General features: G+C 62.3%; 26 protein-coding genes. 15 read left to right on the top strand and 11 right to left on the bottom strand.

Annotated features, from left to right (window positions below; genetic code table 11):
* Positions 1–86 precede the first annotated feature (86 nt).
* Positions 87–1,919 (top strand): hypothetical protein, encoded by a 1,833-nt coding sequence (locus NKH17_RS00615; RefSeq protein WP_352476463.1) that lies wholly within the window; start codon positions 87–89, stop codon positions 1,917–1,919.
* A gap of 243 nt (positions 1,920–2,162) precedes the next feature.
* Here NKH17_RS00615 and NKH17_RS00610 read toward each other — a convergent pair whose 3' ends face one another.
* The 8 genes from NKH17_RS00610 to NKH17_RS00575 are packed head-to-tail and all read right to left on the bottom strand — an operon-like array spanning position 2,163 to position 11,119.
* Positions 2,163–3,209 (bottom strand): UDP-glucuronic acid decarboxylase family protein, encoded by a 1,047-nt coding sequence (locus NKH17_RS00610; protein WP_352476464.1) that lies wholly within the window; start codon positions 3,207–3,209, stop codon positions 2,163–2,165.
* Between the two features lie 23 nt (positions 3,210–3,232).
* The gene (locus NKH17_RS00605) at positions 3,233–4,342 is read right to left on the bottom strand and encodes a CgeB family protein (protein ID WP_352476465.1); all 1,110 of its coding nucleotides are present in this window, start codon (positions 4,340–4,342) and stop codon (positions 3,233–3,235) included.
* Positions 4,339–5,433: a CgeB family protein gene (locus NKH17_RS00600; protein WP_352688586.1), complete on the bottom strand. Its 1,095-nt coding sequence runs from the start codon at positions 5,431–5,433 to the stop codon at positions 4,339–4,341. The genes NKH17_RS00605 and NKH17_RS00600 overlap by 4 nt, the downstream gene beginning before the upstream one ends.
* The gene (locus NKH17_RS00595; protein ID WP_352476467.1) at positions 5,430–6,560 is read right to left on the bottom strand and encodes a CgeB family protein; all 1,131 of its coding nucleotides are present in this window, start codon (positions 6,558–6,560) and stop codon (positions 5,430–5,432) included. The genes NKH17_RS00600 and NKH17_RS00595 overlap by 4 nt, the downstream gene beginning before the upstream one ends.
* A gap of 2 nt (positions 6,561–6,562) precedes the next feature.
* On the bottom strand, positions 6,563–7,663 hold the full coding sequence (locus NKH17_RS00590; RefSeq protein WP_352897863.1) for a glycosyltransferase family 4 protein: 1,101 nt from the start codon (positions 7,661–7,663) through the stop codon (positions 6,563–6,565).
* Positions 7,648–8,940: a TIGR04295 family B12-binding domain-containing radical SAM protein gene (locus NKH17_RS00585; RefSeq protein WP_352897861.1), complete on the bottom strand. Its 1,293-nt coding sequence runs from the start codon at positions 8,938–8,940 to the stop codon at positions 7,648–7,650. The genes NKH17_RS00590 and NKH17_RS00585 overlap by 16 nt, the downstream gene beginning before the upstream one ends.
* Positions 8,937–10,016: an NAD-dependent epimerase/dehydratase family protein gene (locus NKH17_RS00580; RefSeq protein WP_352897859.1), complete on the bottom strand. Its 1,080-nt coding sequence runs from the start codon at positions 10,014–10,016 to the stop codon at positions 8,937–8,939. The genes NKH17_RS00585 and NKH17_RS00580 overlap by 4 nt, the downstream gene beginning before the upstream one ends.
* A complete protein-coding gene (locus NKH17_RS00575) occupies positions 10,013–11,119 on the bottom strand; it encodes an NAD-dependent epimerase/dehydratase family protein (protein WP_352897857.1) in 1,107 nt (368 codons plus the stop codon). The genes NKH17_RS00580 and NKH17_RS00575 overlap by 4 nt, the downstream gene beginning before the upstream one ends.
* A gap of 256 nt (positions 11,120–11,375) precedes the next feature.
* Between NKH17_RS00575 and NKH17_RS00570 the strand changes: the two genes are divergently transcribed.
* Positions 11,376–11,648, top strand: a complete 273-nt coding sequence (locus NKH17_RS00570) for a hypothetical protein (RefSeq protein ID WP_352505415.1) — start codon at positions 11,376–11,378, stop codon at positions 11,646–11,648.
* Positions 11,649–11,677: 29 nt separating this feature from the next.
* Here NKH17_RS00570 and NKH17_RS00565 read toward each other — a convergent pair whose 3' ends face one another.
* Complete coding sequence (locus NKH17_RS00565; RefSeq protein ID WP_352897855.1) at positions 11,678–12,274, bottom strand: response regulator; 597 nt, start codon at positions 12,272–12,274, stop codon at positions 11,678–11,680.
* A gap of 1 nt (position 12,275) precedes the next feature.
* A complete protein-coding gene (locus tag NKH17_RS00560; RefSeq protein ID WP_352897853.1) occupies positions 12,276–12,473 on the bottom strand; it encodes a hypothetical protein in 198 nt (65 codons plus the stop codon).
* Between the two features lie 147 nt (positions 12,474–12,620).
* Between NKH17_RS00560 and NKH17_RS00555 the strand changes: the two genes are divergently transcribed.
* From NKH17_RS00555 to NKH17_RS00525, 7 genes are all read left to right on the top strand, one after another.
* The gene (locus tag NKH17_RS00555; protein ID WP_352897851.1) at positions 12,621–15,725 is read left to right on the top strand and encodes a CheR family methyltransferase; all 3,105 of its coding nucleotides are present in this window, start codon (positions 12,621–12,623) and stop codon (positions 15,723–15,725) included.
* Positions 15,726–15,739: 14 nt separating this feature from the next.
* Positions 15,740–16,081, top strand: a complete 342-nt coding sequence (locus NKH17_RS00550; protein ID WP_352505411.1) for a response regulator — start codon at positions 15,740–15,742, stop codon at positions 16,079–16,081.
* Positions 16,082–16,233: 152 nt separating this feature from the next.
* On the top strand, positions 16,234–16,452 hold the full coding sequence (locus tag NKH17_RS00545; RefSeq protein ID WP_254818791.1) for a hypothetical protein: 219 nt from the start codon (positions 16,234–16,236) through the stop codon (positions 16,450–16,452).
* A gap of 27 nt (positions 16,453–16,479) precedes the next feature.
* Positions 16,480–16,917: a GFA family protein gene (locus tag NKH17_RS00540; protein ID WP_352505410.1), complete on the top strand. Its 438-nt coding sequence runs from the start codon at positions 16,480–16,482 to the stop codon at positions 16,915–16,917.
* A 105-nt stretch (positions 16,918–17,022) separates the two neighbouring features.
* Positions 17,023–17,223 (top strand): hypothetical protein, encoded by a 201-nt coding sequence (locus NKH17_RS00535; RefSeq protein ID WP_352645260.1) that lies wholly within the window; start codon positions 17,023–17,025, stop codon positions 17,221–17,223.
* Between the two features lie 137 nt (positions 17,224–17,360).
* Positions 17,361–17,546 (top strand): hypothetical protein, encoded by a 186-nt coding sequence (locus NKH17_RS00530; RefSeq protein WP_254818788.1) that lies wholly within the window; start codon positions 17,361–17,363, stop codon positions 17,544–17,546.
* Between the two features lie 3 nt (positions 17,547–17,549).
* Complete coding sequence (locus tag NKH17_RS00525) at positions 17,550–17,768, top strand: hypothetical protein (RefSeq protein ID WP_352590409.1); 219 nt, start codon at positions 17,550–17,552, stop codon at positions 17,766–17,768.
* A 42-nt stretch (positions 17,769–17,810) separates the two neighbouring features.
* Here the strand turns inward: NKH17_RS00525 and NKH17_RS00520 are convergent, their stop codons facing one another.
* Positions 17,811–18,077: a hypothetical protein gene (locus tag NKH17_RS00520; RefSeq protein ID WP_352505406.1), complete on the bottom strand. Its 267-nt coding sequence runs from the start codon at positions 18,075–18,077 to the stop codon at positions 17,811–17,813.
* Positions 18,078–18,519: 442 nt separating this feature from the next.
* Between NKH17_RS00520 and NKH17_RS00515 the strand changes: the two genes are divergently transcribed.
* The 6 genes from NKH17_RS00515 (at position 18,520) to NKH17_RS00490 (ending at position 23,845) form a co-directional block, all read left to right on the top strand.
* Positions 18,520–19,236 carry a GntR family transcriptional regulator gene (locus tag NKH17_RS00515; protein ID WP_352804456.1) on the top strand — a complete coding sequence of 239 codons (717 nt, stop codon included), beginning with the start codon at positions 18,520–18,522 and terminating at the stop codon, positions 19,234–19,236.
* Positions 19,233–20,330, top strand: a complete 1,098-nt coding sequence (locus NKH17_RS00510) for an LLM class flavin-dependent oxidoreductase (RefSeq protein WP_352897847.1) — start codon at positions 19,233–19,235, stop codon at positions 20,328–20,330. Before NKH17_RS00515 ends, NKH17_RS00510 begins: the two co-directional genes overlap by 4 nt.
* Positions 20,330–20,875, top strand: a complete 546-nt coding sequence (locus NKH17_RS00505) for a flavin reductase family protein (RefSeq protein ID WP_352897845.1) — start codon at positions 20,330–20,332, stop codon at positions 20,873–20,875. Before NKH17_RS00510 ends, NKH17_RS00505 begins: the two co-directional genes overlap by 1 nt.
* A gap of 89 nt (positions 20,876–20,964) precedes the next feature.
* Positions 20,965–21,942 (top strand): TRAP transporter substrate-binding protein DctP, encoded by a 978-nt coding sequence (gene dctP, locus NKH17_RS00500; protein WP_352897843.1) that lies wholly within the window; start codon positions 20,965–20,967, stop codon positions 21,940–21,942.
* A gap of 76 nt (positions 21,943–22,018) precedes the next feature.
* Positions 22,019–22,531 carry a TRAP transporter small permease gene (locus NKH17_RS00495; protein ID WP_352897841.1) on the top strand — a complete coding sequence of 171 codons (513 nt, stop codon included), beginning with the start codon at positions 22,019–22,021 and terminating at the stop codon, positions 22,529–22,531.
* 3 nt (positions 22,532–22,534) lie between these two features.
* A complete protein-coding gene (locus NKH17_RS00490) occupies positions 22,535–23,845 on the top strand; it encodes a TRAP transporter large permease (RefSeq protein WP_254818782.1) in 1,311 nt (436 codons plus the stop codon).
* Positions 23,846–23,850 lie beyond the last annotated feature (5 nt).

Here is a 23,850-nt window from a genome sequence, read left to right as displayed (position 1 = left end):
CTGTAAAAATCGTGCAACCGACGGTGGATCAAAGTAGCGCCCGCCGAGTTGTGCAGCCGGGGGGTGAGGCCAACCGGGACGAGACAATGATCGTCTATGGCGACCACAAGCAAACTGAGAGCGCGCGATATGTTCTCGCCTCGGCTTGCGATGCGGCCGGGCACATCGCGGACATGCCAAGCGGGATCGGACGGCACGCAGCCCTGGTCGGCCTGTTCATCAAGGTCTCGGAATTGGTCCAGGGCCTTGCCGACGCGGAATTCGAGGCCAGGGGCACGGACAGGAATTCCCCACAAAGGATCGCGGGCGCAAATCTCCTGGTCGGCTTGGCCCGGGACGTGGGCAGATCGTGGAGGGCCGGATTCGCCGTCGACGGCCCGGTCGATGCCGAAGTGCCGCGAATGTTGGCCGAACTCGAATGCGATGGCGACATTCTGACCGGCGCGGCTGAGGGCTACGCTCACTACGCGCTTTATCCGGAGAGCTATTTCGTCGCCGCGCGGCAGTCGGGTCTCGATGCGAACACATGCGTAATCGGCATCCGCAGCATCGGCCTTGGGCTTGCAGCGATGGTGGCTGCAGCCATCGGCGCGCCAGCACCCGTCAGCGTCCGTCCGACCGGCCACCCGTTTCGCAGGCGGCTTGCCGCCGATCCGGAGCTGATCAGCGGCTGGATGACGAAGCCGTCGGCCCGCTTTGCCATCGTCGATGAGGGCCCGGGTCTGTCCGGCAGCTCGTTCCATGCCGTCGTCGCATGGCTACAAGCGCTGGGCATCGATACCAGGCGCATCCATCTGTTCCCAAGTCATTTGGGTGGCCCGGGCCCCGAGACGTCGGCGGACATCCGTGAGGCATGGACGGTGTGCCAAAAACACACCGCGGATTTCGAACGGACTTTCCCCGCTGGATCCGCTCTGCCGGCGCTGCGGGATTGGGTGGCTAGAATGATCGGCCGCACAGCGGTCAGCCTGATGGAAATATCCGCCGGAGAGTGGCGTCGCTTGCATTATGGCTCGCAGGATCAGTGGCCGCCCGTTCATCGCGGCTTCGAGCGGCGGAAGTTCCTCGCTTCCGCCGGCCAGGAAAAATGGTCGGTCAAATTCGTCGGCCTCGGTGAAATCGGAATGCACAAGGCCGAGACCGCCAGGAGGCTGCACGACGCAGCCTTTGGCCCGGAAGTCGCCGGGCTGTGCCATGGCTTTCTGGTCGAACGCTGGATCGACGGCACAACGCTGGACCGGGCAACGCTTTCGAAAGAAAAATTGGTCGCTCACCTGGCGCGCTATCTCGCTTGGCGCGCAGCCAATCTGCCGGCCTCGGAGCCAGGCGCCTCGCTGGAGGCGCTTGCGGACATGGCCGTGCGGAATATAAGTGAAGCGCTGGGCGAACGCCGCGCGGCGGAGCTGCAGACCTGGTTCTCGAGACAGGCTCCAGCCAAGACCATGCAGCGGGTCGAGATCGACGGGCGGCTTCATCCGTGGGAGTTCATCCTTTCGCGCAGTGGAACGCTGGTCAAGACGGACGCCCTCGATCATTGCCGATCGCACGATCTGATCGGCTGCCAGGACATCGCCTGGGACATTGCCGGCGCCCGTGTCGAGTACAGCCTCTCCGACCCGGCGACTGGGGCGCTTTGCAAGGCCGTGGAAGCGAGAGCCTCCCGTCCCGTCGATGCCAATCTGGTCCAATACTATGAGCCCTGCTATCTTGCGTTCCAGCTTGGCTTGTGGAGCATGGCTGCACGATCTGGCGATGATAGGGAACAGATCCGGCTGGCGGTCGCGGCAAGACGTTATACCTCGATGTTGCTTCGTTTCCTGGAGAACCAAGGGGAGCTGCGGCCCTTCGACCAGGATCAGTCCAGCCGGCGAAGCATGTCCGCTTCCTTTTCGAGGATGGCGACTACCTCCTCCCGCTGAAGATGCGTCATCATCAGGCTCACGCAACATTCCAGATAGGTGATGGAGGCGCGCCGCAGGAAGGCAGCCGTCTCCTTTGCGGCCATTTGCTCGATGTCTTTGGCGGATCGCTTCGGATGCACAATCGTCTCCATGCCGGTACCTTGGCAGAACCAGAAGCTGGACGGGTTGTTCCCGCGACGAGAAAAAGTGACCAAATCCGAAACGACCGCGCGATCATGCAGCGGCCAGACGCTCCCCGCCTCAGGCCGGCAGGTTTTGCAGCCGGCCTGAGGCAGAACGCACGGTGGCGGCAATTTGACGTCTTCTGTCGATCATCTGCGCCGTCTCAAGCTCGGCAAAATAGCCGATCGTGCGCATCAAACCTTGCCTGAGCGGCACTTTTGGCGACCAGCCGAGAAGCTTCTTTGCGCGGGAAATGTCGGGTTGCCGACGACGAGGATCGTCTTGCGGCAGCGGCAGGAATTTCAGGCCCGATTTGGTTGCGGTCATGCCTCTCACCAAGCTCGCCAGTTGCAGGATGGTGAACTCCCCCGGATTGCCCAGATTGACCGGCTGGCGTGGATTGGGATCGACGTCCATCAACCGGATCAAGCCGTCGACCAGATCGGAAACGTAGCAGAACGACCTGGTCTGCAGCCCGTCGCCGAATATCGTCAGCGGCCGTCTCTCGAGTGCCTGCATGATCAGATTGGAAACGATCCGTCCGTCCGCAGGGTCCATCCTGGGGCCGTAGGTGTTGAAGATGCGCGCGACACGGATATCGGCTTTTCCCATTCTCAAATAATCGAAGCATAAGGTTTCGGCGGTGCGCTTACCTTCGTCATAGCAGGCGCGGGGGCCGATACAGTTCACGTGGCCGACATAGTCTTCCTTCTGCGGATGCTGTTCGGGATCGCCATAAATTTCGCTGGTGGACGCCTGCAGGAAGCGGGCGCCACTACGGGCGGCGAGCTCCAGCAGATTGAGCGTCCCGATCACACAAGTCCGCGTCGTGTGGACCGGGTCGGCCTGGTAACGCGGCGGCGATGCCGCGCATGCCATGTTGAAGATGCGATCCACCGGTTCGCCAAGCTCCAACGGCCGGCAAATGTCTTGCTTGATCAGCCGAAAATCCGGACGATCGGCGATCGATGCTATGTTCTCCATGCGGCCGGTAAGGAAATTGTCGACGCAGATCACGCGCCAGCCGGCCTGGAGCATTGTCTCGCAAAGATGCGAACCGAGGAAGCCGGCGCCGCCGGCGACAAGCACGGTCCTGGTCCGTTGCGCCTTTCTTGATAGCTGCATCTCTATCTTCTCCCGTCTGCGGGTCATGCTGCGCTCTCGACGTCCAGATCGAGAACAGAACGTGGCGATTTGGCCTGCGCCAGCAGCGCAACGAATTCGCGGGCTCTTGCGATGCTTGTGTGAGCTGCCAGGATGAGCACGCGCGCCTGCGTGGCCATGGCAAGCCGGGCGCCGTCGGATTCTCCAGACAGGATACCGATTATGTCCTCGGTCCTGCGCGCCGTGTGAATCGTCCGCCCTGGAAACAGGCTGTCCAGTCCGGCCCAGCTATCGCTGATGATCGCCGTGCCGCAGGCCGCTGCCTCGAAGAGTCGCACGCTGGGCGACCATCCGGCCGCGATCATGGAACTGCGCGTGACGTTCAACGTGTAGCGTTGTCGGCTGTAAAAGGCGGCATGGTCTGCCGGCGGCAGGTGTTCGATGCGATCGACATTGTCCGGCCAGGCGATTTCGCGCGGATATTGCGAGCCGGCAACGACGAAGCGACGCTCCGGCATGCGACGCGCCGGTTCGAACAGCAGGGCCTCCAGCGCCGCCTGGCGGTCGGGGCTGTACGTGCCGAGATAGCCGAGATCCCAGCGGATTGGGTCACCGGTTCCGTGATGCCGTTCCGGGTCGACGGAGCAGTAGAGCGGCTCGGCCCGCCTCGCGCCGAATTCCGCCGTCAGACGGGCAAGCGTCGGCCCGCCGGTGAAAGAGAAGTAGACATCGAAATACGGGACCTGCCGCCTGGCAATATACTCGCAATCATCGGTTGAAAGCCTTGCCAGCGTGACCGGCGTGTCGACGTCGTAGAAGCAGAACTGACCTGTGCACAGTGATGCCACGACGTCGATGATTTCAGGGCCTTCGGGAACGAAGGAGCCGACGACCACGATATCGGCATCGCGCAGGCAGCGCGCAAAATTGCGGCGAAGATCGTCGGTCGTTTCATAGTAGCGCAACGCGCAGAAATCGGGATCGCGCAGATCCCGGTGACTTGCGTACCACGGCACGTCGCGTTCGAGAAAGGTGACGCGGTGACCGAGTTCGTGGAGACCTTTAAGCAGCCCCCGAAAGGTGGTGGCGTGGCCGTTTCCCCAGGATGAGGAGAGCGAGAGGCCAAGAAAGACGATGTCGAGCGGCTTCGTCATTCGGCCGCCTCCACGGTCGGACGCTCGAAATGGCGCCTGAAAATGGCGTCGGCCAAAACGGCCCGTGTCGTATAGGTATGTTCGCCAAGTACCCGCCGAAGCGCGGATGCCCCGATCGCCTTGGCCCGTTCAGCGCTAAGGCTTTGCATGATCTCGGCGACATCCTCGCCATCGCGCGCGACCAGGATTTCCTCGCCGGGTTTCAGGAACAGGTCCACACCGAGCCAGGCGTCGGTGATGAGGCATGCGCCGGCGCCGGCTGCCTCGAACACGCGCGTCGCCGGTGAGAAGCCATTGGCCGCCATGCTGTCGCGGCTGATGTTGAGCACCGCCTTGGCCGTGACGTTCAGTGCATTGTGGTCACGCGTGCCGACATGGCCGAGCCATCGGACATTGGCGGGCATCTGCTTGTCGCCCCAGCCAGATCCGCCGAGCAGGAAGCGCTGATCGGCCGAGCGGCCGGCCGGGTCGAGGAAGAAGGCCTCGACGCGCGCCTCGCGGTCCGGCAGCCGGTTGCCGAGGAAGGCGAGATCGCAGGCGAAACGCATATCCTTGCCGACCGGATGATGCGTTTCCGGATCGAGCGCATTGTAGATCGGCACGCATTCGGCCGCCCCCATGGCCCGATAGGCCCAGACCACCGGGTCGCCGCCGCCATAGGTCAGCACGAGGTCGATTTCCTGCAACGCGCGATGCAGCGGATGGTCGGGTTCATCGCGCAACTGGCCGAGCGTCGCCGGCGCATCGACATCCCAGAATACGGTCAGCGCATCGGCACGGGCGTGATCGAGCACCGCCCGCAACAGCGCGTCGTCGGCGAAACCGACGCCACTCGCCTTGACGACGATATCCGCCTCCGCCGCCCGCGCGGCCACCTGCATCATGGCATGCGGGGTGGCCTCGTAGACGACCACGGCACACCAGTCCGGCGCCTCCATGTCGCGGTTTTTCTGGCGATCGTAGACGTCCGGCTCGTAGAAGGTGATGTCATAGCCGAGCCTTGCCAGGGCCTTGAGCAATCCGCGGTAATAGGTTGCCGCGCCGTTCCAATAGGACGACAGCAGGCTCGATCCGTAGAATGCGATCTTCATTCGGCTGCCTCCTTTGCAAGGATCGTGTCGGCGGCTCGGCGGTGCCCGCATTCGGCGAGCACGCCGAACAATTCATCCGCCCGGTGCCGGCATGTGTGCCGCAGGCGGATGGTCTCGAGGCCCGACGTCGCCAGAGAAGCGGCGAGATCCGCATCATGCAGCACGGCGCGAAGATGACGCCGCATCTCGAAGCCATTATTTGCAAACAGGAAATCGGTGCCGGGCCTGAACAAGCGTTCGACATCGGACCAGGGCGCCGAAACAAGCGGAATGCCGCAGGCGAGCGCCTCGAACATGCGGATGGTCGGGATGCCGGGCAGGCTTTCGCGATATGGACGCCGCGGGATGTGAACCGTGATGCGGTTCGCCGCGAATGCCTTCGGCACGTCGGCATTGGCGATCCAGCCTTCGTAGCGCAGGCCGGCGGCCGCAAGGTCGGCGAGCGCCTCCGGCGGATAGCGAACGCCGTGGACGGTTCCGCTCAGGCCGAGCTCACGTACCGGGCCGACCAGGAACTCCCTGATTTCGGCGCTGCGCTCGTCGTCGCCCCAATTGCCGATCCAGATAAGGTCGGAACTACGCTCGATTTCAGGATGCGGCTGGAACAGGTGGTCATCGGCTGCCTCGTGCCAGGTGAAGACCCGCTTGCCCCATCCGGCGCGGAGATAGCTTTCCCGCAGCGCCTCGCCGAAGGCGAGCACGCCGTCATAATGTTCAAGCCGCAAGGAGGAGATCGCTTGCGTGGCTGATATGGCGCGATGGTGCGTGTCGTGGAACAGCAGCGTGAAACGCCCGCCATTCGCTTTCGCCCTGCCCAGCCGCGCGACAAGACCCGGCTCGGTCCACTCATGCACGATCACCACATCGGCATCGGAGATCCAGGCTTCGTGGTCGAAGGCGGCGTCATAGGTGACCGGCATCAACTCGGGAAAGTCCTTCCGGAATCGTTCGATCGCGAAGGATCCTTTCTCGGCCAGCAGGTTCGACCGGCTCCAGCCGTCGGCGGGCTCCAGCGCGATAGCCTGGTGCCCGCGCACGACCAGCTCACGCATGATGCCGCGCAGGAAATGTGCGTTGCCGTGGTTCCAGTCGGAAACGATCGAATGGGTGTAGAACAAAAACCGCATAATCAACTATCCGCCATGGTGGCCAGGGCCGCCTTGTCGTAGACGCCGCGCATGGCGGTCGCCTGTCTTGCCAGTGAAAACCTGCGGCTTCGGCGGGCCGCTGCCTCACCGAGTTCTCGCCGGCGCTGCGCGTCGCTGCAAAGGCTGCTGATGCATCTGGCGAGATCGCCCGGATCGCGCGCGTCGTAGAACATGGCCGCGTCGTCCCACAGTTCGCGATAGGTCGAAATATCGGCGAGCACCAAAGGCGTCTTCGACATCGCGGCTTCCAGCGTGGCCAGGCCGAACGGTTCGTAGAGCGACGGCGATACAAAAATGCCGGCCCGCGCCATCAGCAGGCGCACTTCCTCATGCGGTACCGGCCCGACGGGAACGGCGTGGCTGAAGCCAACATGCTGGCCGTCCGGCCCTTGCAGCGAGCCGGCGACGAAGATCGGCCATTGCGTCAGGGAGGCGGCCCGGTCCAGCACCGCCGCATTCTTTCCTTCGTCCCACCAGCGCGCGGCGGCGAAAACGACCGATTCCCGCCTTTCGCTCTTCGGCCCGGGCCGTGCACCGTTGCTGACGACGCTCAGGCGGGCGATCGGCCCGTAGCAGGTTTCAAGCATGTCGGCATGGCTGCGGCTGGGTGCAACGACCATGCCTGCGTTGTCGAGACCGCGCCGGTTGCGGTCCTTCTGCCAGGCCCAATCTCCGTCCGCCGCCTGTCCTTTGACGGCGTGGAACCATGTCACCACGCAGGAATGCGACACCGCCACGACCGGGCAGGGCACGTCGAGCCCCGCAGCCTGCGTCGGCGCGTTGAGATGGACGATTTCGATGGCGTAGTCACGGATGAGCGGGAGCAGCTCCTGCTGCAATGTGTCGAGGTCGTGCTCGTCGCGGGTCATCCAGTCGGGCGGCGTGTTGAGCCAGGTCAGCGCAGCGAATGACTGCGCCTCCTCGGCCTGCTGCCTGGACGGTTTCGGACCAAGCCCGGCAAGCACGACGCTGTCGCCGCCGGCGACCAGTTGCCTGGCCAGATCGAGCGCATAGCGCCAGACGCCGCCGACGGCATCGACAGTCATCAGGATGCGACGCGGCGGGCTCAGTGTCCGCAACATGTGGCCTCCAATTCAGCCAGCGGACGCGGACGCTTCTCCTGGATGTCGCTGAACGTCCGGAAGGATGCGAGGTAATGTTCATGCGCGCGCTCCCAGGCGAGGTCGTCCGGCTCGCCCCAAAGTTCGCGGTAGCTGGGCGAACTCGGATAAGGATAAAGCGGCACCGGTTCGTTGGCCCAAACGCCGTTGTCGATCAGGTGCTTTCGCCAATAGTCGACCAGCGCGGGATCGTCTTCGACCACGCCGATGAGATTGGCCTGAACGAACGGCACATGGCGCCTTGCGTCGACCAGCAACGCAGCCAGTTCCTCGGTTCCCAGCCGGCAGCGTTTTGCCAGCATGGCGCGGCCTTCCACCGTCAGGCTTTCGAGCCCCGCCTCGATCGAGACGCAGCCGGCTGCGCCGAGCAGTTTCAGCAGTTCCGGTTTCCAGAGGTCGATGCGCGTCTGCACGCCGAACTTCACATCGCGATCGACCAGCGCTTCCAGCAATGCCTTTTGCGGCAGGAATATCTCGTCGATGAAGTAGATGTAGCCGACGCCCTGTGCGATCAGCCGGTCGATCTCGGCGATAACCGCTTCGTGGTTCCGGCGGCGATAGGCGTCGCGGAAATCGATCTTGGCGCAGAAGCTGCAATTATACGGGCAGCCGCGCGAAGCCTCGACCTCGGCGCCAAAGCCGACCTGGTTGTCGTCGAAGCGGTGATGGTGGTGCGAATGGGCGGCAATCCAGTCCGATGGCCATTCGAGCGCTGGGTGATCGATGAACGAGCTCGCATGCGCGCTGCCGTTCGAAACCAGTTCTCCATCCTCAAAATGGGCGGTGGACGGCACAGCATTCCAGTCGTTGCGCCGGGCGAGTTCCGCGACCACTTCCTCGCATTCGCCGCGCACGACAATGTCGACGCCAAGCTTGCGCAAAGTCGGCGCCGGCGTCGCCGAGCCATGCGGCCCGACGGCGACGGTGCGGCCGCCGCACCCGGCAAGATGGTTGAGGAACTCAGCTGGCACGCGCAACTCGGGCGGTGCGCAGCGCCAGAACAGGTAGGTCGGCGCGGTGCTGACGACGGTCATATCAGGCTCGAAAGTGGCGACGCGATCGGCAAGCGCGGCATTGTCGAGCTTCTGGATCTGCCCGTCCAGCATCAGTACCTCGTGGCCGGCGGCTTCGAGCAAGGCTTTCGAATAGCCGAGTTCGAGCGGCAGATGCGGCTGGCGGCAGCCGAAATAGATGCTGTCCTGGTAGGTCCAGGACGGATTGACCAGAGCGACCTTCATGCCACGTACCTCGCCGGTTCGGGATGCGGGTCGACGCGATGACGATGCAGCCAGTCGGCGAGGTCGCGGATGCCGTTTCGCCACGAGACATGCGCTTTCCATCCTAGCGCCGCCTCGATCGCGCGTGTGTCGGCGACGAAGAATGGTTGGTCGCCGGTGCGTTCGCGGTCGTAACGGATCGAAACGTCCCGTTTCGTTATGTCGCAAATCTCGTTCAGTAGTATGCGCAGGCTGACGGCGTTTTCCGGTCCACCGCCGAGATTGAATGCCTGGCCCTTGATTTCTTCGATCCGGTCGAGCACCGCGCGGTAGGCCGCTACCGCGTCGGCAACATGCAGGATGTCGCGCACCTGCTTGCCGTCGCCATAGATGGTGATCGGCCGGTCGGAGAACGCGCTAAGCAGGAAATGGGCGACCCAGCCCTGATCCTCCGTCCCGAACTGGCGCGGTCCATAGATGCAGCTCATGCGCAGCACCGCCGTCGGAAGATCGTATGACTTGGCGTAGTCGAGGACATACTGGTCCGCCGCGCCCTTGGAGCAGCCATAGGGCGTGCAGAAATCAAGGCCGCGCGTCTCGTCAATGCCGTGCGCCTGGATGCTGGCGTCGCAAGGCGCATATTTGCCGTCGTCTTCGCGCATCGCAATGTCAGCGAGCCGCCCATAGACCTTGTTGGTGCTGGCGAAAACGACGGGGATGCGTTTGCCGCTGCGGCGAGCGGCTTCCAGGACGTTGAACGTTCCGCGCAGGTTGATGTCGAAATCCTCGTCCGGCCGAACCAGGCTCGTGGTGACGGCGGTCTGCGCGGCAAAGTGGAAAACCGCCTTCGACCCAGCCACCAGCGGCATCAGCGCCTCGGCCTCGCGGATGTCGACGATTTCAATGGTGAGACGGCTGCCGTGCTTTTGCGTCAGCCATTCGAGGTTCTGCTCAACGCCGGGACGGCTCAGATTATCGATGACCAGCACCGGTTCGCCATCCGACAACAGGCTGTCGGCGAGGTTGGAGCCGATGAACCCGCTGCCGCCGATAACGGCGACGGGCGCTTCGCGAAAATCGGGTGAATCCGGTCTCATGATACCAGCCCTCGCGCTTCGAGTTCCCGCTTCATCTCGGCGCTGCGATCGATGGCGACGGTGTTGCGCACCCATGCGACGAAATCGCCGAGCGAATGCTCCAGCCGGTATTGCGGCTGGAAGCCGAGCAGTTCGCGCGCCTTCGATATGTCGGCAAAGCAATTGCGGATATCGCCGGAGCGTGCCTTGCCGAGGATTTCCGGCTGGCGGCCAGGCACGCCCATTGCTTCGGCGAGCAGCCGGGCGACGTCGCTGACTGCGTAGGCCCGCCCGCTGCCGATGTTGATGACGTGGCTGCGTGCCTGGGGCTGCTCCAGCGCCAGCCGGAAGGCGCGGGCAACGTCGCGCACGTGCACGAAATCGCGCTGCTGTTCGCCGTCCTCGAAAATCAGCGGCCGCTGGCCATTGGCGATACGCGAGGCGAAGTTCGCCAGGACGCCGGTATACGGGTTCGAGAGCGCCTGTCCGGCGCCGAAGACATTGAACAGGCGCAGTGCCACGGCGTCGACGCCATAGGCTTCACCGAAGATCAGCACGGCGCGTTCCTGGGCGAATTTTGTCAGTGCGTATATCGAGGCGAGGTCGACCGGTTTCTGCTCGTCGGTCGGCAGCGGCGACAGGACTTCGCCTTCCGGCGACAGGGGATTCCATTGGCCATTGCGGATATCGTCCGGCTGTCGTCTTGCATTGTCGATGCGCCGGCCGTCCGGCGTGGCATAGAGACCCTCGCCATAGACGCTCATCGACGAAGCAACGACGATCCGTTCGATCGGGCGTTTGATCAGCGCTTCCAGCAGCGTGGCGGTGCCGAGGTCGTTGGCGCCGACATAGCGGGCGATCTCGTACATGGACTGGCCGACGCCGACTTCGGCCGCCAGGTGAATGATCGCGTCGACATCGTCGCCCGCCTCTGCGATGGCCTCGCGATCGCGAACGTCGCCTTTGATCAGCTTGGCGCCTGGCGGCAGGCTGATTGCCTCGCCGCCATGCACCTGGTCCAGCAACGCATCGAGAATTGAAACCCCATAGCCATGTTCAACGAGTTCCTGGGCGACGTGGCGGCCGATAAAACCGCAGCCTCCCGTGACCAGTATACGTTTCACGACAACTCCTCATACGAATGGCTTTGCCGCCCCAAACTTCCGGGCGAAAGGTTTGTTCCCTTGCTTCAACAAAGTTCCCGAGCGCTGCGCTCCGGAAGCGACCGCCTTGGGCTGGGCACGGGAACATCGAAGCGCGCTTGGTGTTAGGAGCCATAATCGACCAACCGCGCGCATATGCTCGGCAGCAATGCATCTGCTGGTTGTACGAGGCAGACCGGGATCTCGCGGTGTGCGGTGGAATCGAAGGGAGATTGGAATGTCTGAATCGAAGACGACCACCGATCATGATGAAATCCGCCGTTGGGCTGAGGATCGCGATGGCCGGCCGGCGGTGGTGCGCACCAAGGGCGAGGGCGGCATACTGCGCATCGACTTCGGCGAGCCTGAAGAGACGTTCGAGCCTGTCGAATGGGACGAGTTCTTCAGGATATTCGACGAGAACGAACTGGCCTTCCTCTACCAGGAAGAGACCAGCGGCGGCAAAACCAGCCGCTTCAACAAATTCGTCGAACGCAACCGGAAAGGCTGACCTCGTCTGATTGCCGGCAACTGCCGCGGTCAGTGCAGCAGGTTCGCTCCACGTGCCCTGACGATGTTTCGCATGATGCCGTTGAGCCAGTCCTCGGTGGAGGAGCCGGATCGTCTCCTGTCGATCTCGCCGATCGCCTGCTCGAGCGTCCGCTCGACCAGCCGGTCGGAAGCGTCCACGTCTCCCAGCAGCAGACGTGCCGCGAGCCTGAGCTTCGGCAGAAGCGAGAATACGTCATCGGACGGCTCCGGCACCTGGCCCTCTTTCGATGCTGACGTCTCGGGCGGGAAAAGAGCGTCGAAGACGGCTTGGCCGTCCGAGCACTTTCTCAGGCTGCTGGCGTGGCGAAGCCGTTCCGGAATGATGATGTCTTCGTCACCGCTGAAAAATACGAACGGCACGCCGCGGCGCATCAGTTCGTCCGCGATCGGGAATACCCGTCGTCCGTTGAGATTGATGTCCAGGATCGCGGCTTCCGCCTCATCGGTATGTTTCGATGCCTGTTCGACTGTCGCCACCGGGCCGAGCACGACGGCGCCCATCTTGCTGAAATAACGTGCAAGATCGCCCGCCAGCATCCATTCGTCCTCGACGATCAGAATATGCAAGCCTTGCAGGTCGCGCACCTCATTGTTCCTTCTTCCTGCGGGATTTACGGCTATCGGCGCGGACTTGTCCAAATTGGCGGGCCATGGCCTCTTCCAACCGTTCCGCGAGCGCGAGCAGGCGAGGCGGGATTTCTTCGGATACCGGGACCTTGGCCAGATCCGGCGAGCGTAACGAGATTTGTTTTGCCGGCTTTGTCTCAGGTGGTCGTTTTGCCATTGGAACCGCCTCGAAAACCGGATGTTAATGCCCACCGGCGGTGCTTTGTTCCGTTCGTGGACTATTTACTGGCCCGAGGCTCGGCCCGGTTCTAGTCTGAGGGCCGATTTGGCGGTTTCGCGGGCGCGGCTGTTACCGGGGCATGGCATGGTGTTCCAGAATGGAAGATTTCCTATTGTCGGCGTCGGCGCATCCGCTGGCGGCATTCCCGCGATGGAGGGCCTGTTCAAAGGGCTGACCGGCGACACCGGCATGGCGTTCGTCGTCGTCACGCATCTCAGCCCGGAGCGGGAAAGCCTGCTGCACGAGGTCATCCGACGTTATACCGAAATGCCGGTCTTGGTGGCCGAGGAGGGGGCAGCGGTCCAACCCGACCAGGTCTATGTGATGCCGCAAAACGTCGTCCTCACCATCCGTAAGGGCGCGCTTTCGCTGCGCCGGCCGAACACGCTCAACCGCGAGCGCAAGCCGATCGATATCTTCTTCAGCGCATTGGCCGAGGACCAGGGCGAGTATGCCGTCGGCATTATTTTGTCGGGTGGCGATTCGGACGGCACGCTCGGCGCCAGGGCAATTAAGGAGCATGGCGGGCTGACCATTGCCCAGGCCTCCAACGGTTCCGGCCCCCGCAATCCAGATATGCCGCAGAGCGCGATTTCGAGCGGCCTGATCGACATAGCGGCGCCCGCCGAGCAGATCGGTGCAAAGCTTCAGGCGTTTGTCCGCGGTTTCGACGTGCTGAACGGCCTGACCGAAGCGGACGACGAACGCAAGGCCGAGATAGATCGAGCCCGCGATGAAATCTACGCCATTCTGCGCAGCCATTCCGGTCACGACTTTTCCGGCTACAAGGCCAAGACGTTCCTGCGTCGCGTAAAGCGGCGCATGCAGATAACGCAGCTACAGTCGATCAGCACCTACATAGAACGGCTGAAGAGGGATCCCGACGAGGTGGCGAAGCTGTTTCGCGACCTGCTCATCAATGTCACCAGCTTTTTTCGGGACGCCGAAGCGTTCAAATTGCTGGAGGACAAGATCATACCGCAGATTTTCGAGGGCAGGAACGCGTCCGATGCGGTGCGTGTCTGGGTGCCCGGCTGCGCCACCGGCGAGGAGGTGTTCTCGATCGGCATGCTGATGCGCGAGCGCATGGAGAAACTTCCCGCGCCGCCGCGCGTCCAGATATTCGCGACCGACATCGACGAGCCGGCGCTCGCGGTGGCGCGTGCGGCGCGTTATCCCGAAGCGCTGCTGCACGGGCTATCGCCACAGCGCAGGCAACGCTTTTTCCACAGCGACGGCGAGAGCTATGTGCTGGCCAAAGAGGTGCGCGAACTCTGCATTTTTTCCCCGCACAGCGTCATCCGCGATCCTCCGTTCTCGCGTATGGATATGATTTCGTGCCGCAACCTGTTGATCTATTTCGGCCCGCAGATCCAGAACCGGGTCGTCCCGATCTTCCACTATGCGCTGAGGCCGGGCGGTTATCTGTTCCTCGGCACCTCGGAAAGCGTCGGTCAGCACGGCGACCTGTTCGCCACGGTCGATAAGAAGCAGCGGATATTCCAGGCGCGGGAACATGCCACGCCGCGACCGCCGGTCCTGATCGGCAATGGCTTCACAGCTGCCCTGCCGGCGGGACGCCGTGGCTCAAAAAACGATGGCGCGAGCCATTCGCTGCGCCAGGCAATCGAGGCTCAGGTGCTGGAGCGGTTCGCCCCGCCTCACGTGCTGGTCAATGGCGATGGCGACATCGTCTACTATTCGGCGCGGACGGGTAAATATCTGGAAGCGCCGCAAGGTGCCCCGAGCCGGCAGTTGCTGACCTTGGCCCGCCGCGGGCTGAGACTTGAGATGCGCGCCGCGTTGCGGGAAGCAGCAACGACGCGCCGCACGGTCGTGCGGGAGAACATAGCGGTCGAAGAAGACGACGGACAGCTTCAGTTCATTACACTGACAGTCGAGCCGTACACGGAACGCAGCAATGGCGAGCCCCTCTACCTCGTCCTGTTCAATCCGGTGGGGCAGGCCCAGATACGCTCCGATCCGGCCCGCGAAAGCCGCGGCACAGACGACGCGGCCGATCTCGAACGGGAGTTGCGCGACACGCGCGAGCGGCTGCAGTCGACCATCGAGGAGTACGAAACCGCGCTGGAGGAAGTAAAATCTTCGAACGAGGAACTCGTCTCCGTCAATGAAGAGGCACAGTCGACGAATGAGGAGCTTGAGGCCTCGAAGGAGGAAATGCAGTCGCTCAACGAAGAGCTCAACACCATCAATGCGGAACTGACCGGCAAGATAGAGGAACTCGATCGCGCCAACAGCGATCTCAGAAACTTGTTCGAAAGCACGGAAATCGCCACCATCTTCCTCGACCGCAACCTTGTGGTGCGAACCTTTACTCCTGCCGCGTCGTCGTTCTTCAACTTGCGTCCGTCAGATGTCGGCCGACCGCTGACCGATCTTTCGAGCCAACTCGACTACCCCGAGTTGAAGCGGCACATCCAGGCGGTGTTCGAGACGGGAGAGACCCTGAACCATCACCTTGCGCGCGACGACAAGGGCCGGTTCTACCTGGTCCGCATCAACCCTTACCGGGACAAAGGCGGCAGCATCCAAGGCGTGGTCGTGACACTGATCGACGTGACGACACTGGCGCAGGCGGAAGAGCGTCAGCAGGTGCTCATCTCGGAGCTGAACCATCGCGTCAAGAACATGCTGGCGGTTGTCGCCAGCATCACCAACCGGACGCGGGAATACTCGGCGTCAAAAGACGAGTTCGCTGAAGCTTTGATCGGCCGTCTGCATGCAATGTCACGAGCCTACAGTCTGCTCTCGCGCGAAAGCTGGACGGAAGCCTCCGTCGAGGAACTGCTGCGCCAGGAGCTTGGTCCCTTCGGGGCCGAACGGTTCGAGCTCGATGGCAAGCGGGTAAGCCTCAAGCCTGTACAGGGGCTTTCGTTCGGCATGGCAATCCATGAACTGGCGACCAATGCCGCTAAATATGGCGCACTGTCGAAGCCTGCCGGGCGGATAATTGTGAAATGGTCGGTGGTGGATGGAACCTTCAAGCTCGTCTGGCGCGAGAAGGGCGGCCCCCGCATCAAGGAGCCAACCGACAGCGGCTTCGGCCTTACCCTTCTGCGCGGAGAAATCGGCTACAGGCTGGGCGGAAAAATTGAAACAACTTTCCGCTCAAATGGTTTGGAGGCGGAAATTGCATTCCCTCTGACCCGCGAGGGCTCGTCGTGACCGGAAAGGTGCGTGTGCTGATCGTCGAGGATGAATGGCTGATCGCCGACGACGCGGCGGCTTACCTGCGCAAAGCCGGCCATCAGGTGGTTGGACCGGTTTCGTCGGTAACGGCAGCACTTCGGCTCGTTGGCGAAGGCGGCATCGACGCGGCGTTGTTGGATATCCAGTTGAACGACGAAACCAGCTATCCGATCGCGGAAGCGTTGCAAACGCGCGGTGTTCCGTTCGCCTTCCTCTCCGGGTACGGCGAACGCGAAATTCCAGCCGGGTTCCGCGCTTGCAGGATCGTGCAGAAGCCGGCGAGCCAAAGTGCGATTTTGAATGCCGTAGATGAACTCGCGCGCGCCGGCTGAATTCCTGTCATTCCAGCGGGCCCGCCTTTTCCATCCAGCGGCTTGTCGGTGGGGCAGCGAGGTGCCAGCCTGCCGCCGCCGATTCCGGGTCGAGGCCTTCCGGAACCATTTCCGCCATCGTTTGTTCGGCTCGAAGAAAGGAGCCGCGCGAAATGGAGCGACGTAACGCGTTAATTGCGATGGTGATTTCGGCCATCATCATCGTCGGCTTTCTCATAGGCTTTTTGTACGGCGATATGGGCTGGCAAACCTCGCCGCTCAAAAGAGCCCCTGAACAGAACCAGGGTGGCAATGCTCCGGCCGATACCTCGCCTGCCGCCGGCATCAAGAAGAACCCCAAGGAAAATACCGAAATGCCAGGCCAGCAATGAAGGCCGGTCCAGTAATGAAGTTAACCAATGCCACGAACTGAAACGGGCTCCTGTTTTTGCGGCGCCATAACGGCGGAGATGCGCGGCGAGCCTTTCTGGATTTGCTCCGATCACGATGACGACTGTCGCAAGGCGATAGGAAGCCCTCTGACGGTGTGGGTCGGTTATCGGCCTTCCGAATTCACGTTGCTCACCGGCACGCCGAGGACCTTTTCGAAAACCTCCGGCGTGCTCCGGTCCTTCTGCGCGGATTGCGGGACATCGATCGGCTATGTCGACCAAGGGTTGCCCGACGAACTCTATCTGGCAATCGGCTTTCTCGATCACCCCGAACGGTTTCCGCCACAGGCCCATGCATACTGGGACATGAGGTTGCCCTGGGTCGACTTTCCAGACGAGCTGCCGCGGGTGGGGACGTATTCGAGGCGGCGAGATCCGACCTTCGGAAATCCGGCGGAACGCTAGCCTGGGGTCCGTTGCAAGTTGGAAGACGTGCCATCGGGGCTGCGTACGAAAACGACAGTTGGCGCGGGGCCGAAAACGCGCAATTATCGGCCGATGAGCCGCCGTTTGGATGACAAGCTCGATTGCAAGGCGTGCGGGACGATCCTGATGGATATTCCCGACGACCCGAAGGATTCGACGCCGATCTATTGCAGCAATTGCGGCGCCTATCTCGGCGAATGGGGCGAGCTGCAGGAGGATTTCTATAAACAGGCTTTCGGTGCCCAGGCCTTCGATCTGAACAACGGAACCATCATCAAGAAATAATCCTGGATTGCGCAGGCCTTCCGCCGGCCCACGCCACGGCCTGCTGGCCCGGCTATTCGCAGCAATTGCCGTTCGGACCGGGCCATCTGGAACTTTTCTCCCGACCCGCTTGTTTGGGTGGCGGAAGGAGAAACGCCATGAGCACAAAACCTCCCCCTGTTCCACCGGAGAATCTGAGCCCAAAAGGAGCCGGTGACAAAAAACCGGTAGCCGCCGACCAAGCACCGCACGGCCAATCGACCGTGCCGGATCCCGACAAGCAGGGCCAGCAAGGCAATACGAAGGTCAACACCACCCATCAAGGCAACGTCCAGGATCGCTAGGTCATGTCCACGTCGAAGAAGACTCCTGCCAGCATCCGCCAGGGTGGTCCCGGCGCGGCGCACGAAAACGCCAAGAAGCCGCTGAGCGTCGAAAAGCCGCCGGCCGATTCCGACCGGCGCAGCCACAGCAAGGTCTCCGGTGGCGGCGGCGAACGCGACAGCCACCATACCCACGACCCCGAAAAGAAAGGCGACACCCGGCCTGCGCATCAGGGCAAGTGAAATCGGGTGGCGACGCGAAGATCGGTGGCTCGAGCTGAAATTTCAGCGGGGACGGCGCGCCGAGGCGAACGGAACGACATTGTCGACATTTGCCGCCGGCAAATCAAACAGCATCGGAAGCCCTCGCGTCGCGGCCATCTCTACGATCAGCTCTTCGATGGAGTGATTGGTCAGACGCGTCTCGACGCCCAGCCGGATCATCGCCGCCAGCTTGTGCACCGGCACCGGCACGGACTTCGCCCGGTCGTCGAGCAGCTTGCTGATTTCGATCACGACGTCTGCGTCGATATCCCTAGGCAAGTCTCGCATAAGCGCCTCCCCGCCAAACGAAACCAAAAGCCCGCCGCACCTTTCGATACGGCGGGCGATCCAGTAATGCGCACCGGCGAGGGGATCGGGTGGGCGTGCCGGCACGCGCAGATCGCAAGTATTTTTAGTTAAATCCGCAGCCTCGATGTGTCACGGGAAAACGTCTGTACGTTTTTTACCGAACCGCGCGGATCGCTGGCTCTCCCCGCGTCGCGCGGCGCGACCGCACGGATGGCGTGACCCTCTGCCCTCCGGACAACGAACCTAAACAGTATACATTATAAACTTAAAACATCTTGCCAGGCGATCCAGCCTGTGCTCCACTTCGCATTGGAACGTGGCCTGCAGGTCGAATTCTCTCGATATGTAGCTGCATTTCAACGATCACTGCGAGAACACCAGCCTCAAACGATATACGAAATCTTCGCAGGGGAAGGCGTGGATGACGGAAACGATAGAGCTCAAACGGGTTGGCGATGGCAATCTGCGTGCCCAGGTCTATCAACAAATCCGTCTGACCATACAGCATGGCGAATTGGCGCCTGGCCAGAAGCTCGTAGATGTCGACATTGCCGCCCAGCTCGGTATTTCCAGAATGCCTGTCCGCGACGCCTTGATGCAGTTGGTGCATGAGGGCTATCTCGTCGGCACCACACGCGGCTTCACGCTGCCCACGCTTACCGCAACGGATGTCGCCGACATCTTCGAGGTCCGCCGCTTGCTCGAGCCGCGGGCCGCCGCACACGCTGCGCGGACACTCGACGCCGCTGGCCTCAAGACGCTTGCGGCCGCGCTTCGGGAGGCGGAGGCTGCGGCCGCCGCCGGCGATGCCGACCGCTTTTTCCAGGCCAATTCGGCATTCAGGAATTGCTGGCTCGGCGCTGTCGAGAACGAGCGCCTTTCACAAACCATTGCAAGGTTCGCCGATCATGTCCTCGTCGTCCGTTTAAGGACGCTGTCGCACCAGCCGACGCAGGCCGTCGTCGTGGCCGGCATGCGCGCAATCTATGAGGCGTTCGTCAAGCGCGACGCCGTCGCCGCTTACGACCGCATGACCCACTTCATTCAGAACGCCGAGGAGCGTTTCATGAAGCTGAGCCCTCCGTCTCAAAATTCCACAGGTGAAGGTGAGAGCATGTCGCAGCGGGGGAAACCATGACCAGGAAGCAGCACCCGCTGAAAGGGCCGAACAGGTTCAAGCTCGGCGTCTTTTCCATGAACGCCGATGGCGGCCTGGCAATGACCACCGTTCCCGAGCGCTGGCGTGCCCGCTGGGAAGACAACCTCAATTCCGCCTGCATCGCCGACCGCGCCGGCCTCGAGTTTCTGCTGCCGATCGCCCGCTGGCGCGGCTTCGGCGGTTTGACGCATGTGCGGGAATGGTCGTTCGAGACGTTCACCTGGGCGGCGGGTCTTGCTGTCGCCACGGAAAACATCGGCCTGTTCATGACGGTGCATGTGCCGCTGGTTCATCCGCTGCAGGCTGCCAAAGCGCTTGCGACGGTCGACCACATCTCCAACGGGCGTGCCGGCTTGAACATCGTCTGCGGCTGGAACCCGGACGAGTTCGCTATGTTCGGGCAGACGGTCGGCGAGCGGACCTACGATCAGGCCGAGGAATGGATCAACATCATCGTGCGTGCCTATCAATCGAGGGAGCCGTTCGACTTCAGCGGCGAGTTCTATGATCTGAAGAGTGTCGTTAGCCGCCCGCCAAGCTTGCAAGTGCCACGACCGGTGACCATGAACGCCGCGTTCGGCGCGCCGGGGCGCAACTATGCGGCGCGCCACTGTGACTATCTGTTTTCGACGTTTTCCGAAATTGCCGACGGACGTGCCCATGTGGTCGACATTACCAACCGCGCGGCCGAAGTCGGGCGCGAAGTCGGCGTCTATACGGTCTGTCACGTCGTCTGCCGGGAGACCCAGCGGGAAGCCGAGGATTACTACCGGCACTACGCGCTCGAATGCGCGGACGAGGGTGCCGTCGACGAGCATATGCGCAAGAAGAAGGAATTCGCGAACTCGCATGACGCGAAGGCCTTCACCGAATATCGGCAAAGGTTCGCCGGCGGTGCCGGGACGTTCCCGCTCATCGGCACGCCGGAAAAGATCGTCGACGACCTCACCGAGATCATGGAACACGGTTATTCCGGCGCCGCCCTCACATTCGTCAACTACACCTACGAACTGCCCTTCTTCTGCGACCGCGTGCTGCCGCTGATGCGCCAGGCCGGGCTGCGAGTAAATTGATGCCGGCCGCCGCCATTCCGACGCTATGGGTGGATGGGCACAACGCCATCGATCCGCGCGCGTTCAAGCAGGCTATGCGGGCCGTGGCGGGCTCCGTCGCCATCCTCGCGTCGGAGCATGACGAGATCGGCTTTTGCGGCATCACGGCGACCGCTCTCTGCTCGTTCAGTGCCGAGCCGCCTTCGCTGCTTGCCTGTGTCAACCGCGGCAGCACCTTTGCCTCGGCCATTCGCGAAGGTTTGCCTTTTTCGGTCAATCTTCCCGCCGGTGACCAGGAGAACGTTGTGCGTGCCTTTGGCGGCATGACCAAAGCCAAGGGCGCCGCGCGGTTCTCGGCCGGATCATGGGTGCGCGGCGAAACCGGCGCGCCCTTGCTTGTCGGCGCGCGGGCAATGTTCGAATGCCGGGTGGCCGAAATCATCGTGCGGGCGTCGCACATGATCGTCATCGGCATCGTCTCGGGCGTTGCGCTGGATCGCGCTCACCGATCGCCGGTCTTCTACGCGCATGGGCGGTTCCTGACAGTAGGAGATGATGTCAACTAACCGCCGTTCGTGTGGCGGCGAAGCGTGCAATTTCAGATCGGCCCGATGATGGGCTCCGGCGAAGTGAATCTATCGGAGGGAATACGGCAATGCGCATTTGGAAATCCCTTGTTCTGGCTGCACTCATGTCGGGTGTGGCGGGTATCGCCATGGCCGAAGAGGTCGTCCTCAACGCTGTGCATTTTACGCCGACGCAGAACGGCTACGCCCAGAGCTTCCTGAAGTTCGTTCAGAAGGTGAACGAAAAGGGCAAGGGCGTGGTCCAGATCAACGTGCGTGGCGGGCCGGAGGTCATTCCGCCGATCCAGCAGGGCGCGGCGCTCAGGAGCGGCCTGATCGATGTGATCGACACACCGGCAGGGCAGTTTCTCGAACTCGTGCCCGAAGGCGAGGTTTTCTCCGCATCGACGAAGACGCCCTGGGAGGTTCGCGACAATGGCGGCTGGGACTTCATCAGCGGGATTTTCGAGAAGAAGGCCAATGCCCATCTGCTGGCGCATGTCGACGCGGGCTCGGGCTTCAACGTCTTCACCGTCGACGAACCCAAGCTCAACAGCGAAGGCAGCATCGACTGGGGCAGTTTGAAGATCCGCTCGTCGCCGCTCTATCGCGATTTCCTCGAATCCCTGGGCGCGACAGTGATCGTGCAAGCGCCGGGGGATGTCTATACCTCGCTCGAGCGCGGCGTCGTCAATGCCAACGCCTATACCGTATTTGGCTATGCATCCTTCGGCTGGGACAAATTCACCAAATACCGCGTCGATCCGCAATTCTTCAAAACCGACGTGCTGATCTCGATCAACAAGGCCAGATGGGACACGCTGTCGCCCGAGGCGCAGAAGCTGCTTGCCGACACGGCCGACGAATACGAGCGCGCGAGCTATGACGCCAACCTTGCCGAATCCGAAAAACAGGCACAGGCGATGATCGACGGCGGGCAGAAGGTTGTCAGCCTGACCGGCGCCGGGCGCGACAAATTCCTAGCGGCTGCCATGCAGGCGAGCTGGGCGAGAATGGCCAAACGCGATCCCACCAACATCGATCAGTTGAAGAAATTCTTTCAGTAGCCCGAGCCGAGGGTTGCCTTGTGCGCCCTCCGTCAAAGCTGGCCAAGGACAACGGTGGACATGAGGGTCGTCGGGCATGGACAGATTGTTTGCAGCGATTGGGAAGCTGAGCCTTGCGTTGGCGGCGGCGGCAAAAGTGGTGCTTGGCCTCATCATTGTCGCGGTGGTTGCTGATGTATGCGTCCGCAATCTGGGCCTGAGGCCGCTCGCCTGGGCAGTATCCGCGACGGAATACGGCCTGCTTTACGCGGCATTTCTGCCGATGCCCTGGCTGGTCCACAGCAAGGGCCATGTCTTCGTCGAGTTCCTGCGCAAGGCGCTGCCGGTGCGGGCACGGGCGGTGCTTGAAAAGCTGGTCTATCTCGCCTGCATTGCCGTCAGCCTCTACCTCGGCAGCGTCGCTCTGTCGTCCCTGACCAGTGCCGTGGCCGGCGGCGAATATGAAACGCGCAGCTTCGACATGCCGAAATGGCTGGTCTTTCTGCCCATCATGCTCGCCTTCTACCTCTCGGCGCTGGAATGGCTCAGATATCTGCTCGGCCGTGACACGCTGTACACGCTCGATCCTCTGGAAATGGAAGGGCTCTGACCGGTGGCCTGGCTGTTTCCATTCGCCGTGCTCGTTGGCACCATCCTGGTGTTGATGGGACTGGGGCTGCCGGTCGCCTTCGCGTTCTTCGTCACCAATGTGATCGGGCTGTACCTGTTCTTCGGCGGTTCGATCGGCGTGACGCAGATGGTCGCCAACTTCTCCGACGCTGTCTCGACCTACGCGCTTGCCCCGCTGCCGATGTTTCTTGTCATGGGCAGCCTGTTCTTCCGCTCCGGCCTCGGCGAGAAGGTCATCTATGCGCTCGACCTGTGCATCGGCAATCTGCGCGGACGCCTCGCCTATGTCGTCCTCGCCGCCGGCACGATCTTTTCCGCGCTGTCGGGCTCGAGCCTCGCCAATACCGGCATGATGGGCTCGCTGATGGTGCCCGAGATGCTGAAGCGGGGCTACAAGCCGCATATGGCCTACGGCCCGGTGCTTGGCGCCGGAAGCCTTGCCGTCATCATCCCGCCATCCTCGCTGGCCGTCTTGCTCGGCTCGCTTGCCCAGATCGATGTCGGCGCGCTGCTCATAGCGGGGGCTCTGCCCGGGCTGCTGCTCGTTGTCATGTACGCAGCGCTGATCTTCGCCCAGACGAAGATCGACCCGGACGCCGCTCCGCACTATCCGGTGCCCGCCGTTCCCGCGGCCGAGAAGGTGAGGGCGGTCGCCGTCAACATCATTCCGATGAGCGTTATCGTGTTCATGGTGGTCGGCACGATCATCCTTGGGATAGCGACGCCGACGGAATCGGCGGGACTGGGCTGTGCCGCCGTTTTCGCCTTGTTGTTTGTCTACCGACGGTTCAGCTGGTCGGTTGTCTGGAAGTCGCTGGACGATGCGATGAAGGTCACCGGCATGACCTTCCTGATCATCTCGGCTTCGACGACGTTCTCGCAGATATTCGCCTTCTCCGGCGCCTCCAACGGCTTTATCCAGTTCATCGTCGGCTACGATCTTGGACCGTATCCCATGCTGCTCATGATGGTGCTCGTCATCCTGCTGCTCGGCATGTTCATGGATCAGGTCTCGATGATGCTGATCACGCTGCCGATCTTCCTGCCGATCGCCCAGCAATTCGGCTACGAGCCCGTATGGTTCGGGCTGATCCTGCTGCTCGCCTACGAGGTCGGCTTCACCACGCCGCCGTTTGGCCTGCTGCTGTTCATCATGATCGGTGTCGCGCCGAAAGGCACGTCGCTCAAAACGGTTGCCATGTCAGCGGCGCCTTACATCGCGCTGACGCTTCTGCTGATCCTGCTGATTGTCCTCTTTCCGCAGATCGCTCTCTTTCTTCCGAATTTGATCTAGCCGAA

The organism is Mesorhizobium sp. M1334, from assembly GCF_040317995.1.
Taxonomy (GTDB): Bacteria; Pseudomonadota; Alphaproteobacteria; order Rhizobiales; family Rhizobiaceae; genus Mesorhizobium.
Note: the sequence above shows the minus strand (reverse complement) of the source record. Positions and strands in the feature narration are given on the sequence as shown.

Coding starts and splice junctions, on each gene's coding strand:
- NKH17_RS00615 (WP_352476463.1), top strand. CDS start 87: ATGATCGTCTATGGCGACCACAAGCAAACTGAGAGCGCGCGATATGTT.
- NKH17_RS00570 (WP_352505415.1), top strand. CDS start 11,376: ATGTCTGAATCGAAGACGACCACCGATCATGATGAAATCCGCCGTTGG.
- NKH17_RS00605 (WP_352476465.1), bottom strand. CDS start 4,342: ATGACGAAGCCGCTCGACATCGTCTTTCTTGGCCTCTCGCTCTCCTCA.
- NKH17_RS00530 (WP_254818788.1), top strand. CDS start 17,361: ATGAGCACAAAACCTCCCCCTGTTCCACCGGAGAATCTGAGCCCAAAA.
- NKH17_RS00520 (WP_352505406.1), bottom strand. CDS start 18,077: ATGCGAGACTTGCCTAGGGATATCGACGCAGACGTCGTGATCGAAATC.
- NKH17_RS00585 (WP_352897861.1), bottom strand. CDS start 8,940: ATGAAGGTCGCTCTGGTCAATCCGTCCTGGACCTACCAGGACAGCATC.
- NKH17_RS00600 (WP_352688586.1), bottom strand. CDS start 5,433: ATGAAGATCGCATTCTACGGATCGAGCCTGCTGTCGTCCTATTGGAAC.
- NKH17_RS00515 (WP_352804456.1), top strand. CDS start 18,520: ATGACGGAAACGATAGAGCTCAAACGGGTTGGCGATGGCAATCTGCGT.
- NKH17_RS00560 (WP_352897853.1), bottom strand. CDS start 12,473: ATGGCAAAACGACCACCTGAGACAAAGCCGGCAAAACAAATCTCGTTA.
- NKH17_RS00545 (WP_254818791.1), top strand. CDS start 16,234: ATGGAGCGACGTAACGCGTTAATTGCGATGGTGATTTCGGCCATCATC.
- NKH17_RS00590 (WP_352897863.1), bottom strand. CDS start 7,663: ATGTTGCGGACACTGAGCCCGCCGCGTCGCATCCTGATGACTGTCGAT.
- NKH17_RS00525 (WP_352590409.1), top strand. CDS start 17,550: ATGTCCACGTCGAAGAAGACTCCTGCCAGCATCCGCCAGGGTGGTCCC.
- NKH17_RS00555 (WP_352897851.1), top strand. CDS start 12,621: ATGGTGTTCCAGAATGGAAGATTTCCTATTGTCGGCGTCGGCGCATCC.
- NKH17_RS00540 (WP_352505410.1), top strand. CDS start 16,480: ATGCCACGAACTGAAACGGGCTCCTGTTTTTGCGGCGCCATAACGGCG.
- NKH17_RS00595 (WP_352476467.1), bottom strand. CDS start 6,560: ATGCGGTTTTTGTTCTACACCCATTCGATCGTTTCCGACTGGAACCAC.
- NKH17_RS00495 (WP_352897841.1), top strand. CDS start 22,019: ATGGACAGATTGTTTGCAGCGATTGGGAAGCTGAGCCTTGCGTTGGCG.
- dctP (WP_352897843.1), top strand. CDS start 20,965: ATGCGCATTTGGAAATCCCTTGTTCTGGCTGCACTCATGTCGGGTGTG.
- NKH17_RS00580 (WP_352897859.1), bottom strand. CDS start 10,016: ATGAGACCGGATTCACCCGATTTTCGCGAAGCGCCCGTCGCCGTTATC.
- NKH17_RS00505 (WP_352897845.1), top strand. CDS start 20,330: ATGCCGGCCGCCGCCATTCCGACGCTATGGGTGGATGGGCACAACGCC.
- NKH17_RS00610 (WP_352476464.1), bottom strand. CDS start 3,209: ATGCAGCTATCAAGAAAGGCGCAACGGACCAGGACCGTGCTTGTCGCC.
- NKH17_RS00510 (WP_352897847.1), top strand. CDS start 19,233: ATGACCAGGAAGCAGCACCCGCTGAAAGGGCCGAACAGGTTCAAGCTC.